The sequence below is a fragment of the Glutamicibacter sp. BSL13 genome, from assembly GCF_052928425.1.
This window is the reverse complement of record NZ_JAVGCZ010000071.1, coordinates 1-13,892: the sequence shown is the minus strand read 5'-3', so window position 1 is coordinate 13,892 and position 13,892 is coordinate 1. Positions and strand designations below refer to the sequence as shown.

At 67.5% G+C, this 13,892-nt stretch carries 13 protein-coding genes; 8 read left to right on the top strand and 5 right to left on the bottom strand.

The features are described 5' to 3' along the window. A partial coding sequence (locus tag RCJ92_RS11625) for a 3-phosphoshikimate 1-carboxyvinyltransferase (RefSeq protein ID WP_446754647.1) occupies window positions 1-943 on the bottom strand: 943 nt, incomplete at its 3' end. Between the two features lie 213 nt (window positions 944-1,156). Between RCJ92_RS11625 and RCJ92_RS11620 the strand changes: the two genes are divergently transcribed. Both RCJ92_RS11620 and rsrA read left to right on the top strand, forming a co-directional pair. Continuing rightward, window positions 1,157-1,804 (top strand): sigma-70 family RNA polymerase sigma factor, encoded by a 648-nt coding sequence (locus RCJ92_RS11620; RefSeq protein WP_391495623.1) that lies wholly within the window; start codon window positions 1,157-1,159, stop codon window positions 1,802-1,804. A 2-nt stretch (window positions 1,805-1,806) separates the two neighbouring features. After that, on the top strand, window positions 1,807-2,067 hold the full coding sequence (gene rsrA, locus RCJ92_RS11615; RefSeq protein WP_054821692.1) for a mycothiol system anti-sigma-R factor: 261 nt from the start codon (window positions 1,807-1,809) through the stop codon (window positions 2,065-2,067). A gap of 339 nt (window positions 2,068-2,406) precedes the next feature. Here rsrA and RCJ92_RS11610 read toward each other — a convergent pair whose 3' ends face one another. The 3 genes from RCJ92_RS11610 to RCJ92_RS11600 all read right to left on the bottom strand — a co-directional run bounded on the left by RCJ92_RS11610 (window position 2,407) and on the right by RCJ92_RS11600 (window position 7,222). After that, entirely contained in the window at window positions 2,407-2,481 is a 75-nt protein-coding gene (locus tag RCJ92_RS11610; RefSeq protein ID WP_374700303.1) for a 50S ribosomal protein bL37, read from the bottom strand. A gap of 200 nt (window positions 2,482-2,681) precedes the next feature. Beyond that, the gene (locus tag RCJ92_RS11605; RefSeq protein ID WP_138172968.1) at window positions 2,682-3,287 is read right to left on the bottom strand and encodes a GDSL-type esterase/lipase family protein; all 606 of its coding nucleotides are present in this window, start codon (window positions 3,285-3,287) and stop codon (window positions 2,682-2,684) included. 176 nt (window positions 3,288-3,463) lie between these two features. Continuing rightward, window positions 3,464-7,222, bottom strand: a complete 3,759-nt coding sequence (locus RCJ92_RS11600; RefSeq protein WP_138172970.1) for a multifunctional oxoglutarate decarboxylase/oxoglutarate dehydrogenase thiamine pyrophosphate-binding subunit/dihydrolipoyllysine-residue succinyltransferase subunit — start codon at window positions 7,220-7,222, stop codon at window positions 3,464-3,466. 429 nt (window positions 7,223-7,651) lie between these two features. On the opposite strand from RCJ92_RS11600, the gene RCJ92_RS11595 reads away from it, so the two are divergent. From RCJ92_RS11595 to RCJ92_RS11580, 4 genes are all read left to right on the top strand, one after another. Further along, window positions 7,652-8,974 carry a hemolysin family protein gene (locus RCJ92_RS11595; protein ID WP_138172972.1) on the top strand — a complete coding sequence of 441 codons (1,323 nt, stop codon included), beginning with the start codon at window positions 7,652-7,654 and terminating at the stop codon, window positions 8,972-8,974. Beyond that, window positions 8,967-10,061, top strand: coding sequence for a hemolysin family protein (locus RCJ92_RS11590; protein ID WP_054821503.1), 1,095 nt, complete (start codon window positions 8,967-8,969; stop codon window positions 10,059-10,061). The genes RCJ92_RS11595 and RCJ92_RS11590 overlap by 8 nt, the downstream gene beginning before the upstream one ends. Before the next feature lie 148 nt (window positions 10,062-10,209). Next, entirely contained in the window at window positions 10,210-11,100 is an 891-nt protein-coding gene (locus tag RCJ92_RS11585) for a metal ABC transporter ATP-binding protein (RefSeq protein ID WP_396278233.1), read from the top strand. 2 nt (window positions 11,101-11,102) lie between these two features. Continuing rightward, window positions 11,103-11,960, top strand: a complete 858-nt coding sequence (locus RCJ92_RS11580; protein ID WP_138172976.1) for a metal ABC transporter permease — start codon at window positions 11,103-11,105, stop codon at window positions 11,958-11,960. A 70-nt stretch (window positions 11,961-12,030) separates the two neighbouring features. Here RCJ92_RS11580 and RCJ92_RS11575 read toward each other — a convergent pair whose 3' ends face one another. Continuing rightward, complete coding sequence (locus tag RCJ92_RS11575; RefSeq protein WP_138172978.1) at window positions 12,031-12,480, bottom strand: Fur family transcriptional regulator; 450 nt, start codon at window positions 12,478-12,480, stop codon at window positions 12,031-12,033. A 136-nt stretch (window positions 12,481-12,616) separates the two neighbouring features. On the opposite strand from RCJ92_RS11575, the gene RCJ92_RS11570 reads away from it, so the two are divergent. Together RCJ92_RS11570 and RCJ92_RS11565 are read left to right on the top strand one after the other, a co-directional pair. Then, the gene (locus RCJ92_RS11570; protein ID WP_446754646.1) at window positions 12,617-13,306 is read left to right on the top strand and encodes an MBL fold metallo-hydrolase; all 690 of its coding nucleotides are present in this window, start codon (window positions 12,617-12,619) and stop codon (window positions 13,304-13,306) included. Continuing rightward, window positions 13,303-13,892, top strand: a 590-nt coding sequence (locus tag RCJ92_RS11565) for a sulfurtransferase (protein ID WP_446754645.1), incomplete at its 3' end; no start/stop codon positions are given. The genes RCJ92_RS11570 and RCJ92_RS11565, both read left to right, overlap by 4 nt.

The window sequence follows — 13,892 nt, the reverse complement described above, 5'->3', positions numbered from 1 at the left end:
CGGTGCCGCGCACCGTGAGCACCGCATCCGCGCCCAACTCCACCCGGGCGCCCATGGCCGGCAGGATCTGCCGCCAGCGTCCGCCGATCTGGGTGGTGTGCTGCGGCCAGTGCGGGATGCGCACGGTGCCGGCGGTGGCCAGCGCGGCGGCCAGGAACGGGCCGGCGTTGGACAGGTCCGGTTCGACGCTGACGCTGAAGGCCGGCAGCCTGCCTTCGGCCACCTGCCAGCCGCGAGCGTCGGGGTCGGTGCTGACCGTTGCGTCCAGCTCGTTCATGCTCTGCACGGTCATCTGGATGTGCTCGGGGCTGGCGACGGCCCCGTCGGCGGCCCGCAGACGCAGCCCGCCGGGCAGTGCCGGGCCGGCCAGCAGCATCGCGGAGATGAACTGGCTGGACCCCGACGCGTCGATGCGCACCTCGGGGCGCTGCCCCAGCTGCTGCGGGTGCAGCGTGAACGGCAGGAAGCCGGGCTGTCCGGCGTACTCGATGCGCGCGCCGAGCTCGGCCAGGGCATCGAGCACCGGTCGCATGGGACGCACCCGGGCCCCGGCATCCCCGTCGAAGTAGGCACTGACACCCAGCGCGGCGGCCAACGCCGGCACGAAGCGCATCACGGTGCCGGCCAGCCCGCAGTCAATGTTCACGATCCCCTGGCGCGGGCCGGCAGCGGCGGCGGGCGGGGTCAGGCGCACCGTGGTGGATCGGTCATCCTGCACCGTGCGCTCAACACCCACCCCCAGGGCGGCCAGCGCGTCCAGCATCAGCTCGCTGTCGCGGCTGATCAGCGTGTTGTGGATCGTGCACGGCCCGTCGGCCAGGGCGGCGAGCACCAGATAGCGGTTGGTCAGGGACTTGGAGGCGGGCACCAGCACGGTCGCGTTGATCGGTTCGGTTACGGACGGGGCATCCCACATCGGGTGGTCGCTGACATGAGCCGGCACGTGTTCTTCGCACTTCCTTCGCTTGGTTTCCAGGCCCGGTCCCCAGGTGACAGGCCCTAGCAGAATCCTACCGTGGGCACCGGGAATTATCCGGTCTGGGCGGGTGTTGGAATGAGTGTGACGAGACTGGAAGGAACCATGGGAACAACTGCAAGTGCCCCCTCGGCCGTCGCGGTCCTGCCCCGACCGGCCGGTGAGCGCGTAGACTGGGCGATGATGACGGAAAATACTTTGGGTTCCGGCGTGCCCGATCCCGCTCAGGAAACCGACGAGCAGCGCCGCGAGCGTTTTGAGCGCGACGCGATGCAATACGTCGACCAGTTGTATTCGGCGGCCCTGCGCATGGCGCGCAACCCGGCGGACGCCGAGGACCTGGTGCAGGAGGCCTACACGAAGGCGTTCTCCGCGTTCCACCAGTACAAACCGGGAACCAACCTCAAGGCCTGGCTCTACCGGATTCTGACCAACACATACATCAACCTGTACCGCAAGCGCCAGCGCGAACCCCAGCGCACCAGCACGGACACCGTCGAGGACTGGCAGATGGCCCAGGCCGCGGACCACACGCCCACGGGGCTGCGTTCGGCGGAAGTCGAGGCGCTGGACCGGCTGCCGGATTCCGATGTGAAGGCCGCGCTGCAGGCGATCGGCGAGGATTTCCGCCTGGCCGTCTACTTTGTGGACGTGGAGGGCTTCAGCTACAAGGAAACCGCCGAGATCCTCGGGGTGCCCATCGGCACGGTGATGTCGCGATTGCATCGGGGACGGAAGAACTTGCGCGAGTTGTTGGCTGACTACGCCAAGGATCGGGGAATGCCCGCGGCGGTATCCCACTCCAAGGCCAAGGGAGCGGAGAAGTAGAAATGGATTGCTATTCACTGGGCGACTGTGCCGATTCCCGGCTGGTGCGCATCTACAACTATCTCGATGGCGCGCTGACCCTGGAGGACATCAAAGAGGTCAAGCGGCACCTGGAGCACTGCCCGGAATGCACCGAGCAGTACGACCTGGAGTGCATCATCCGATCGGTGGTGCGCCGCAGCTGCCAGGAGCACGCCCCGAGCCAGCTGAAGGAAAAGATCATGGTGCGCATCTCGCAGATCCGGGTCGAATCCGGGCACTAGCCGCGGCCTTGCGCCCCACGGGAACACCACAACTGCATACGGTTCGGTACCCACCGGTTTGCCCGGTGCCTACCACCACGACGCACCCAGCCGTCGACACCAGCACTCCGGCCGATCGGCCAGCACACCGGTGTCGGCGGCTGGTGCTATGCGGGGCGGAGATAACGCGCACCGCCCGGACGGAGTTTGACCTGCCGGGCTTTGCCGCCTCGGGCCAGGGGAGGACGCCGTCGGGCGAAGAGCGGGCAGGACGCTGTGTGCAGGGGCAGGTCGAGGATAAAGAAATCCCCGCAGGGCACCGGAAGAATCTGGTGCGCTGCGGGGATCATCCATATCAGCTTATGCGTTGGGGCGCTTGCCGTGGTTTGCTGAACGCTTACGGCGGTCCTTACGCTTACGTGCGCGCTTCGACATAGTGCCTCCTTAGATAGGGATTGCGATACCGCCGCCAGTAGGCGGTGGTCCGGCAACCATTGTTTCACATGCGGGAGGGCTTTGTCGTTTGTGGCGTGTCACACGCGAGTCGTGGCAGCGGGGCACAGTGCCGTGCTGCGCGGCGCGGGGATGTGGCCAAGCACGCCAAGAGATGCACGGCCGGATCCCGGGCGGGCGGCTTAGCCTTCGCTTGGCTCGGGAAGCTCCATCCAGTTGTACCAGCCGCGGTGCAGCACCAACCACGCCATCAGCCCGTAGCCGGCCTGTCCGGGCACCCCGCCGTTGGCGGTGAGGTCCGCGCGCCACTGGGTGTGGGCGCGCAGCGGGGTGAATGTGTCAATGTAGTGGTGGTTGCGCCGCAGGGCCACATCCGAGTAGACGCGGTTCAGTTCGGCGACCCGTTCGTTGCGGGCGTCGTCCAGCCCGGGGGCGGGACCCACCAGCAGCGCCTTGATCGACATCTGGCTGGCGGAGTCCAGGATGTTGGCCAGGTTCAGCCGGCTGCGGGCGGTGGAGACCTCAAGGTCAACGTCCCGGTCGGACAGGGCGATCACCAGCCGGTTCTCGACCCGGTCGCCAAAGCGCCGTGTCGCCTCGCCCAGCCAGCGTTCGGCCAGCGCCTCTGACCCCTCGGCCGGGGCAGCCAGCACAAAGGACTGCAGGCGCAGCGCCGGATCCTGGGTGCGCGCCAGGACCCGGCCAAACCACCCCAGGGCCCGGGGGTCACCATGTCCGGCCAGCAGTTCGTCTCCGATTGCGGTGATGCGGATGGTGCGTAACTCCAACGGGGGACCTTTCGTGTGCCGATACCTAGTTCCCCACCTTAGCAGTGAACGCGGCGTGAACCCGGGCAATTGGGGAGGTGTTTAACGTGATGGTGCCGGCACCTGCCGGGCACCGCGACCCATTGCGGGGGAGCGGTGCCCGAAGGTGCCGGCACTATGCGCCGGTCAGGGCCGGTTTAGCGGGCGAACGCCTGCTGCAGCAGCACGGCCTGCTCGGCCTCGTGCCGCTTGGAGGTGCCGGCGCTGGTGGCGGCCGACGCCGGGCGGGAGACCAGGGTGACCTTCTGCTCCAGGCTCGGGGCCACGTACAGCCCGAAGAACGGCCACGGGCCCTGGTTGGCCGGCTCGTCCTGCACCCAGCTGACCTTCGCGTTCGGGTACTTGGCCAGTTCCGCGGCGATCTGCTCGGTCGGGGCCGGGTAGAGCTGCTCCACGCGGATGATCGCGGTCTTCTCGTCCTTGGCCTTGGTGCGGGTGGCCAGCAGGTCGTAGTACAACCGGCCGGAGACCAACAGCACCTTGTCCACCGCGTTATTATCGGAGATCGAGCTGTCACCGATGACCTCGCGGAAGCCGCCGGTGGTGAAGTCCTCCACCGAGGTGGCCGCCGCCTTCAGGCGCAGCAGCTGCTTCGGGGTGAACACGATCAGCGGCTTGCGCGGACGGGCGTAGGCCTGGCGGCGCAGCAGGTGGAAGTGGTTGGCGCCGGTGGAGGGCTGGGCCACGACCATGTTGTTCTCCGCGCACAGCTGCAGGAAGCGCTCGATGCGGGCGGAGGAGTGGTCCGGGCCCTGGCCTTCGTAGCCGTGCGGCAGCAGCATCACCAGGGAGGAGGACTGCGACCACTTCTGCTCGGCCGAGGAGATGAACTCGTCGATCACCGTCTGGGCGCCGTTGACGAAGTCGCCGAACTGCGCCTCCCACATCACCAGCGCGTCCGGGCGCTCCACCGAGTAGCCGTACTCGAAGCCCAGGGCCGCGTATTCGCTGAGCAGCGAATCGTAGATCCAGATCGGGGCCTGGTCCTCGCTGAGGTGGTTCAGCGGGTACCATTCCTCGTCGTTGATCCGATCGTGGAACATCGAGTGGCGCTGCACGAAGGTGCCGCGGCGCGAGTCCTGGCCGGCTAGGCGCACCGGCACGCCCTCCATGGAGAGCGAGCCCAGGGCCAGCAGCTCGGCGAAGCCCCAGTCGATGCCGCCCTCGCGGCTCATCTTCTCGCGGCGCTCCAACAGGGAACGCAGCTTGTTGTGCACGTTGAAGCCCTCGGGGATCGCCAGGTGCGCCTTGCCGATGGCGGCCACGGTCTGCGCGGAGATCGCGCTGGGGCGGGCCCCGTCGCGGGTCAGCTCATCCTCGGCCTGGGCGAACGGCTTCTCCAGGTCGTTGATGGTCGAACCCGGGGTGACGATCGGGATCGGGGAGGTCTGCGCAGCGTGGGTCTCGGAGAAGATCCGCTCCAGCGACTCGCGGTACTCGGCCAACGCGTTGTCGGCCTCCTCCTGGGTAATGTCGCCGCGGCCGACCAGCGCCTCGGTGTACAGCTTGCGGGTCGAGCGCTTGGCCTCGATTAGGTTGTACATCATCGGTTGGGTCATCGACGGGTCATCGCCCTCGTTGTGCCCGCGGCGGCGGTAGCACACCAGGTCGATCACGACGTCCTTGTTGAACTTCTGGCGGTACTCGAAGGCCAGCTGGCCCACGCGCACCACGTCCTCCGGGTCATCCCCGTTGACGTGGAAGACCGGGGCCTGCACGGCGCGGGCCACGTCGGTGGAGTACTCCGAGGAGCGCGAGGAGCTCGGGGCGGTGGTGAAGCCGATCTGGTTGTTCACGATCACGTGGATCGTGCCGCCGGTGCGGTAGCCCGGCAGCTGGCTCATGGCCAGGACCTCGGAGACCACACCCTGCCCGGCGAACGCGGCGTCGCCGTGCACCAGGATCGGCAGCACTTCGCTGCGCGAGCCCAGGCGGTCCAGCTTGGCGCGCACGATGCCCTCCAGCACCGGGTCCACGGCCTCCAGGTGCGAGGGGTTCGCCGCCAGGTAGACCTTGGTCTCGTTGCCGGCATCCGAGGTGTAGGAGCCCTCGGTGCCCAGGTGGTACTTCACGTCGCCCGAGCCCTGCACGGACCCCGGGGTGGCGGTGCCCTCGAACTCGCGGAAGACCTGTGCGTAGGTCTTGCCGGCGATGTTGGTCAGCACGTTCAGCCGGCCGCGGTGGGCCATGCCGATGCCCACCTCGCTCAGGTGCTCGTCGGCGGCGTCGGAGATGATCGCATCCAGCAGCGGAATCAGCGACTCGCCGCCTTCCAGGCTGAAGCGCTTCTGCCCGACGAACTTGGTCTGCAGGAAGGTCTCAAACGCCTCGGCGGCGTTGAGCTTGGACAGGATCCGCTTCTGCTCCTCGGCGCTGGGCTTGCGGTAGGGGCGCTCCAGCTTGGACTGGAACCAGTCGCGCTCCACCGGCTCCTGCAGGTGCATGTACTCGATGCCGGTGGTGCGGCAGTAGGCGTCGCGCAGCACCCCGAGGATGTCGCGCAGCAGCATCCGGTCCTTGCCGCCCAGCCCGCCGGTGACCCATTCGCGGTCCAGGTCCCACAGGGTCAGCCCGTAGGTCTTGATGTCCAGATCCGGGTGCTTGCGCTGCACGTACTCCAGCGGGTTGATGTCCGCCATCAGGTGCCCGCGCACGCGGTAGGAGTGGATCAGCTGCTGGATCCGGGCGACCTTGTTCACCTGCAGGTCGATGTCGACCTGGTTGTCCACGGCCCAGCGCACCGGCTCGTACGGGATGCGCAGCTGCTCGAAGATCTCGTCGTAGAAGTCCTGCTCACCCAGCAGCAGCGACTCGACCAGCTTCAGGAATTCGCCAGAACCGGCGCCCTGGATGACGCGGTGGTCGTAGGTCGAGGTCAGGGTGATGTGCTTGCCGATGCCCAGGGCGGCGACGGTCTTCTCCGCCGCGCCGCGGTACTCGGCCGGGTACTCCAGGGCGCCCACGCCGATGATCGCGGCCTGGCCCTTGGACAGGCGCGGCACCGAGTGCACGGTGCCGATGCCGCCGGGGTTGGTCAGCGACACGGTGGTGCCGGCGTAGTCGTCCGCGGTGAGCTTGTTGCCCCGCGCGCGCTTGATCAGGTCCTCATAGGTGGCCCAGAACTCGTTGAAGCTCAGGGTCTCGGCGGCCTTGATGTTCGGCACGGCCAGCATGCGGGTGCCGTCGGGCTTGGGCATGTCGATGGCGATGCCGAAGTTCACGTGGGCCGGCTGCACGGCGGTGGGCTTCTTGTCCACCACGTCGTAGGTCACGTTCATCGACGGGAACTGCTTCAGCGCCCGCACCACGGCGAAGCCGATCAGGTGGGTGAAGGAGATCTTCCCGCCGCGGGTGCGCTTGAGGTGGTTGTTGATGACCACGCGGTTGTCGATCATCAGCTTCGCCGGCACGGCGCGCACGGTGGTGGCGGTTGGCACGGTGAGGCTGGCGTCCATGTTGTTGGCGATGGCCTTCATCGGCCCGCGCAGCACGGTGCGCTTTTCCTCGCCATAGGACTGGTTCGAAGTCTGGGGTTTGGGGGCCTGCGCCGGGATCGGGGCGGTTTTCGGCGCGGCGTTCTGCTTGCTCGGCTCCGGCTTGGCGGCCTGCGGCTTCTCCGCCGCCGGCTCGCTGGAGCGGGCGGCAGCGGCCGCGCGCGGGGCACCCTGGGTCTTGGCCGGGGCGCTCTGCGGCTTCGCGGCGGGCTGGGCCGGCTTGGCTTCCGCAGCCGGCTTCTTCGCCGGTTCTTCCTCGTCTGCGGTGAGGGACTCGAAGATGTCCCACCATTTCTTATCGACCGAGTTCTTGTCGACGAGGTACTGCTGGTACAGCTCGTCTACTAGCCACTCGTTTCCACCGAACTCTTCCGTTAGCCGATGGTGTGCTTGCTCTGGCACGTGCAACGCCTCTCCCTGATTTTCTACGCTGTTCTAGCTTGGGCGGGCGGTGGCCCGAGGACGCTATGAGTGGCCACCGTGCACACAAGATTTCTAGACCTCCCAACAGTCTAGTGACATTTTGCGCCAGTTGGCTAAGACGCGGCACGGATCACAGGATCGGATGCTCACATATCTCCCGCTCACCGGGGGATTTGTGCCGTTCATCTTTTTCATCTGCCGGTGATGCGAAGTTAAGCTTCGTTCGTTAGACTGATGCGCACTATGGACAGTCATTCTCCGTGCCGGCCGGTCGCCCAAGGGCGCAGCGCCGGCAGCCCCAGACATGAACAGGTGGGCTCCGCCTCCCGATTGGAGCCTTCTAGTTGCCGCTGGGCGGCAATTGGAATTACTTTCACCACACCGGCCCTAGGGGGAAGCTAGCCCCCAATGGAATGGTTATACATCCTGCTCGGCCTGCTGCTGATCCTGGGAACAGGGTTCTTCGTGGCCGTCGAGTTCGCGCTGGTGGCGCTGGACAAGTCCACCGTCGCCCAGGCCGTTGAGGCCGGCGAACGCGGTGCCAAGCCGCTCTACCAGTGCCTGACCTCGCTTTCCACTCAACTTTCCTCCTGCCAGCTGGGCATCACGCTGACCACGCTGCTGACCGGTTATGTGCTGGAGCCGGCGATGAGCCAGCTGCTCAGCCCGTTGCTGGTCCAGCTGGGGGTCACCGGCGCCAGCGCCACCGCAATCTCAGTGGTGATCTCGATGACCCTGGCCACCCTGCTCTCGATGCTGATCGGCGAGCTGATCCCCAAGAACCTGTCGATCGCCCGGGCCATGACCGTGGGCAAGGCGCTGGCCCGCCCGCAACTGGTGTTCACCGCAATCTTCAAGCCCGCCATCCTGGCGCTGAACGGGTTCTCCAACCAGGTGCTCAAGCGGTTCTTTGGCATCGAGGCCAAGGAGGAGATCTCCGCGGCCCGCAGCGCCCAGGAGCTGGCCTCGCTGGTGCGCCGTTCGGCCGAGCTGGGCACCTTGGACAACCAGACCGCCAAGTTCGTTGAATCCACCATTGAATTCTCCGAACGCACCGCGGCCGATGTGATGACCCCGCGCACCACCATGGCGACAATCGACTCCGAGGCCCCGCTATCGGAGCTGATCAGTCTCAGCGCCGAGACCGGGTTCTCCCGGTTCCCGGTGATCGAGGGCTCCAGCGACCGGATCCAGGGCGTGTGCCACATCAAGCGCGTGGTCTCGGTGCCGCGTGAACGCCGCGGCGCCCTGCAGGTCGGGGAGTTCGCGATGGACGCGCTGTACGTGCCCGAAACCATCCACCTGGACATCCTGCTTGAGCAGCTGCGTGCCGCCGAGTACCAGGTGGCGATCGTGATGGACGAATACGGCGGCACCGCCGGGTTCGTGACCCTGGAGGACCTGATCGAGGAAATCGTCGGGGAGGTCTCCGACGAGCACGACGAGGACGAGGAGGAAGTGATCGCCCAACCGGACGGCGCCTGGCTGTTCCCGGGCATGTTCCGCCCCGACCAGATCAACGACCACTTCGACGCGGACATCATCCCGGATGACGCCTCCTACGAAACCATCGGCGGCTTCATGCTCTCCGAGCTTGGCCGTCTGGCCCAGCTGGCCGACGTGGTCACCACCGAGGCCGGCAGCTTCACCGTGACCGAGTTGGACGGCAAGCGCATCGCTCAGGTGCGCTTCGTGCCGGCCGCACCGATCCAGGAGGCCGAGAATGAGTGACTTCATGGGCCTGATCTGGCTGGTGGTGCTACTGCTGGCCAACGCGTTCTTCGTGGGCGGCGAGTTCGCGGTGATGAGCGCTCGCCGCTCGCAGATCGAACCGCTGGCCGACGACGGGCACAAGCGCGCCAAGGTGGCGCTGTGGGCGATGGAGCACGTCTCGGTGATGCTGGCGGTCTGCCAGCTGGGCATCACCGTGTGCTCGCTGCTGATCCTGAACATCTCCGAACCGGCGATCCACCACCTGCTGGTGGTGCCGCTGCAGGCCATGGGCGTGCCGGTGGCCGTGGCGGACACCAGCGCGTTCCTGATCGCCCTGGTGGCGGTGACCTTCCTGCACGTGACCTTCGGTGAGATGGTGCCCAAGAACATCTCGGTGTCCGTCGCCGACAAGGCGGTGCTGCTGTTGGCCCCGCCGCTGGTGTGGCTCTCCAAGCCACTGCACCCGGTGATCTCGCTGCTGAACGGTTCGGCGAACCTGGTGCTGAAGATGTTCGGCGTCGAACCGCAAAACGAGGTCAGCAGCGCCTACACGGCCGCGGAGGTGCGCTCGATCATCCAGTCCTCCTCCGAGGAGGGCACCTTGGAGAACGAGGACGCGCTCCGGCTGAGCAAGGCGTTGGAGTTCACCTCGGTGACCGCCAGCCAGTGCATGGTGCCGCTGGAGGACCTGTTCACCCTGGAATGGGGGCAGACCACCGCGCGGGAGTTCGAGTCCAAGGTCGCCAAGACCGGGTTCTCGCGCATGATGATCACCCGCGAGGGCATCCCGGTGGGCTACTGGCACGTGAAGGACGTGATGCTCATCGACGACGAGCATTCGACCCAGCCGCTGCTGAACCTGCCGCTGCACCCCCTGGGCCAGGTGGCGCACACCGATGAGATCGAGGTGGCGCTGGAGGCCATGCGCCAGCAGGGCAACCACCTGTCCACCGTCATCGACGCGGACGGGAAGGTGACCGGGGTGGTGTTCCTGGAGGACATCATCGAGGTGCTGGTCGGTGAGATCAGCGACACCACCCGGAAACGCCACGTTCCGCCGCGTGCGCCGCGCAACGGCCACGCCCCGGGAACGGCAACCACATAATCCGCCGCGCACGGTGCGACACTGCGCCGGGCGCAAATAGGAATCAGTCGCAATTAGGATAGAATGGCCGTGGTGCCGCGCACGACGCGGGGCCACGGCCATTTGCCGTCCGCGCGCCGGCCCCCACCAACCACACGAAAGCCGCAGAATGCCAGCAGAACCGATTGTCTCCTTCCAGCACGCCCGCCTGGCCTTCGGCCCGCGCGTGCTGTGGCAGGACCTGGACCTGGACGTGCGCCCCGGTGAATTCCTGGCGGTGCTCGGCCCCAACGGCTCGGGCAAGACCAGCTTCATCAACACCATGCTGGGCACCACGGTGCTCGAATCCGGCACCGTGCGCATCGAGGGCAAGCCGGTGCGCCGCGGCTCGGAACTGGTTGGGCTGATCCCGCAGCAGCGGCCCATCGCCGATCACGTGCCGCTGCGCGCCCGGGACCTGGTGGCCCTGGGCGTGGACGGGCACCGCCCTGGGGTGCGCCTGGCCCGGCGCAAGGTGGCCGAGCGCGTCGATGAGCTGCTGGAGCTGGTCGGCGCCAGCGACTATGGGCAGCGCCCGGTCGCCGAACTCTCCGGAGGGGAGCAGCAGCGGCTGCGGGCCGCGCAGGCGTTGGCCTCCAACCCGCGGGTGCTGCTGTGCGACGAGCCGCTGCTGAGCCTGGACCTGCACCACCAGCAGGCGATCAGCGAGGTGATCCACCGCCAGGCCGTGCAGGCCGGCAGCGCGGTCATCTTCGTCACCCACGAGATCAACCCGATCCTGCCCTACGTGGACCGGGTGCTGTACCTGGCCGGCGGGCGGTTCCACGTGGGGACCGTGGATGAGGTCATGCAAAGCGAGGTGCTCAGCGAGCTGTACGGATCGCGCGTTGAGGTGCTGCGGGTCAACGGGCGGATTGTGGTGGTCACCGGGGACGGGGAACGCCAGGTGCCCGATCCGGTGATACCGGAAGAGGGCGGGCCGGATGGCCAGGCGGCGGCGAAGGGTGAACCGGAAACGGGCGGACCGGAAACTCGTGAACCGGGTACGGCGGGACGATAGGCATGGGGTTGGATAATTTTCTTGAGCGCGTGATCAATTTCGAGGATTACGCCCAGCTGTTGCCGCTGGTGAGCAACTCCCTGATCGCCGGGGCCGTGCTCGGGGTGGTTGGCGGGCTGATCGGCATTTTCATCATGATGCGCGACATGGCCTTCGCGGTGCACGGCATCGCCGAACTGTCCTTCGCGGGGGCCTCCTTCGCGCTGCTGATCGGCGCGGACGTGGTCACCGGCTCGGTGTTCGGCTCGCTGATCGCCGCGCTGGTGCTGGGCGTGCTGGGCACCCGGGCGAAGGACCGCAATTCCATTACCGGGGTGCTGATGCCCTTCGGGCTGGGCCTGGGGATCTTGTTCCTCTCCCTCTACGAGGGGCGCAGCGCGAACAAGTTCGGGCTGCTGACCGGGCAGATCGTCGCCGTGGACGAGGCGCAGCTGGGCGGCACGCTGGTGATCAGCGCCGTGGTGATCCTCGCCCTGATCATCATGTGGCGCCCGTTGACCTATGCCAGCGTCGACCCGGTGCTGGCCCGCGCCCGCGGGGTGCGCACCTCCGGGCTGTCGATCGTGTTCATGGTGGTGCTGGCCCTGGCGGTGGCCATGTCGATCCAGGTGGTCGGCGCACTGCTGGTGCTGGCGCTGCTGATCACCCCCAGCGCCGCCGCCCTGCGGGTGAGCAGCAACCCGGCAGTCACCGTGCTGCTCTCGGTGCTGTTCGCGCTGACCAGCGTGGTGGGCGGGATTCTGCTGGCGCTGGGCGGGGCGCTGCCGATCAGCCCGTACGTGACCACGATTTCGTTCGTGATCTACCTGGTGTGCCGGCTCATCGAGGCCGTGCGTTCACCCAGCCGCCACCAGGTCTAGCGGAACCGGGCACTCCGGTCGCCGGATCCGCCGCCTCGCCGCCGCCGCCCCGGCGCGGCGGGCGTGGGCGTTACTTGGCGTCTATGCGGGGCTGGTCGGCGCGGTTCTGCCGTCGGCATTCGGCGCACAGCCCATAGATCTCCACGGTGTGCTCCGGCTCGCTGAAGCCGTGCTCCTCGGCCACCCGGGCCGCCCAGCGCTCCACCGACGGGGCCAGCACCTCAACGGTCTTGGCGCACACCCGGCACACCAGGTGATGGTGGTGCACCTCGGTCACGCACTGGCGGTAGCGGGCTTCACCGTCGCCCGAATGCAGCACATCGACCAGCCCGTCGTCCGCCATCGACTGCAGCAGCCGGTACACGGTGGCCAGCGAGACCTTGTGGTTCTGCTCCTGCAGCCAGCGGTGCAGCTGCTGGGCGGTGGCGAAATCGTTGACCTGGACTAACGCCTCGTTCAATGCCACCCGCTGCTTGGTAACCCGGGTTTCCCCGGCACGCGTGGTTGACGGCTGCGTCATATGCGGACACCACTCCTATTAGTTGCCACGGGCGCGCGAAACGGCGGCGCCGGTACACCCACAATTTTAGCCAACTTCGCCCGGCAATGCGCCCGATGACTGGCCTCGGGTGTGGCTGGACGCCTAGTGTGGGGGTATGCGCATCGTATCCCGTGGTCATTCATGTGTTGAGGTATCCACCATCGACGGGTCGATCCTGGTCGATCCGGGCGGCTTTTCGGACCTGGAGGGGGCGTTCGAGCAGCAGCAGGCCGTGCTGATCACCCACGAGCACCCCGACCATGTGCTGCCCGAGGTCGTCGCCGAGGCGGTCACCGCGAACCCCACCCTGCAGGTGTACGCCCCGCAGACGGTGGTCCAAACCCTGCACGAGCTGCTGCCGGCCGTCGCCCGCTCACGGGTCGACCCGATCCAGCCCGGCGCCCAGGTCACCGTCGGCGGCATCCAGGTGCGCGCCTTTGGCGGCACCCACGCCACCATCCACCACTCCATCCCGGTGGTCGCGAACATCGGCTACCTGCTGGGGGAGCGGATCTTCCACCCCGGCGACAGCCTGCAGGTGCCGGTGGGGCTGCACCCCGACGTGCTGCTGGTGCCGGCCATGGCGCCCTGGTCGCGGGTGGGGCAGACCATCGACTTCGCCACCGAGGTCGACGCGCCGCTGTGGCTGCCGATCCACGACGGGCTGCTGAACGAAAACGGCCTGGGGCTGTTCGACCGGCTGCTGGGCAACGCCGCCACGGCCCAGGGGCGCGATTACCAGCGCTGGGAGCAGGGCACCAGCTACGACATCAACGACCTGATCTCCCGGGAGCCAAACGCATGAGCGCCTTGATCCGGGCCAGCGACCTGGCCGCGAAACTGCAAGACCCTAACCTGGTGCTGCTCGACGTGCGCTGGAAGCTGGGCGCCACCGACAACCGCGAGCAGTACCAGGCCGGGCACATCCCGGCCGCCCGTTTCGTGGATCTGGAAACCGAGCTGTCCGGCCCGGTCGGGGAGCACACCGGGCGCCACCCGCTGCCCACCGCCGAGGCCTTCCAGCAGGCCGCCCGCGGCTGGGGCATCAACGACGAGAGCTGCGTGGTGGTGTACGACGATGCCGGGGCGATGGCCGCCGCCCGCGCCTGGTGGCTGCTGCGCCACGCCGGCTTCACGAAGGTCGCGGTGCTCGACGGGGGACTGCAGGCCTGGCGGGACGCGAAGTACATCCTCTCCTCCGAGGTGCCCAAGGTGGAGCCGGGCACCGTGAGCCTGTCCTGGAATCAGATGCCGGTGCTGGAAATGCAGGAGCTGGCCGGGTTCGACGGGGTGCTGATCGATTCGCGCGCCACCGCCCGCTACCTGGGGGTGGAAGAACCCCTGGACCCGGTGGCCGGGCACATCCCCGGGGCGCTGAACCGTCCCACCAC

What these genes read in the sequence shown, in the direction of transcription:
- RCJ92_RS11590 (WP_054821503.1), top strand. Translation starts at nt 8,967, where the DNA reads ATGAGTGACTTCATGGGCCTGATCTGGCTGGTGGTGCTACTGCTGGCC.
- RCJ92_RS11570 (WP_446754646.1), top strand. Translation starts at nt 12,617, where the DNA reads ATGCGCATCGTATCCCGTGGTCATTCATGTGTTGAGGTATCCACCATC.
- RCJ92_RS11585 (WP_396278233.1), top strand. Translation starts at nt 10,210, where the DNA reads ATGCCAGCAGAACCGATTGTCTCCTTCCAGCACGCCCGCCTGGCCTTC.
- RCJ92_RS11575 (WP_138172978.1), bottom strand. Translation starts at nt 12,480, where the DNA reads ATGACGCAGCCGTCAACCACGCGTGCCGGGGAAACCCGGGTTACCAAG.
- RCJ92_RS11580 (WP_138172976.1), top strand. Translation starts at nt 11,103, where the DNA reads ATGGGGTTGGATAATTTTCTTGAGCGCGTGATCAATTTCGAGGATTAC.
- RCJ92_RS11620 (WP_391495623.1), top strand. Translation starts at nt 1,157, where the DNA reads ATGATGACGGAAAATACTTTGGGTTCCGGCGTGCCCGATCCCGCTCAG.
- rsrA (WP_054821692.1), top strand. Translation starts at nt 1,807, where the DNA reads ATGGATTGCTATTCACTGGGCGACTGTGCCGATTCCCGGCTGGTGCGC.
- RCJ92_RS11595 (WP_138172972.1), top strand. Translation starts at nt 7,652, where the DNA reads ATGGAATGGTTATACATCCTGCTCGGCCTGCTGCTGATCCTGGGAACA.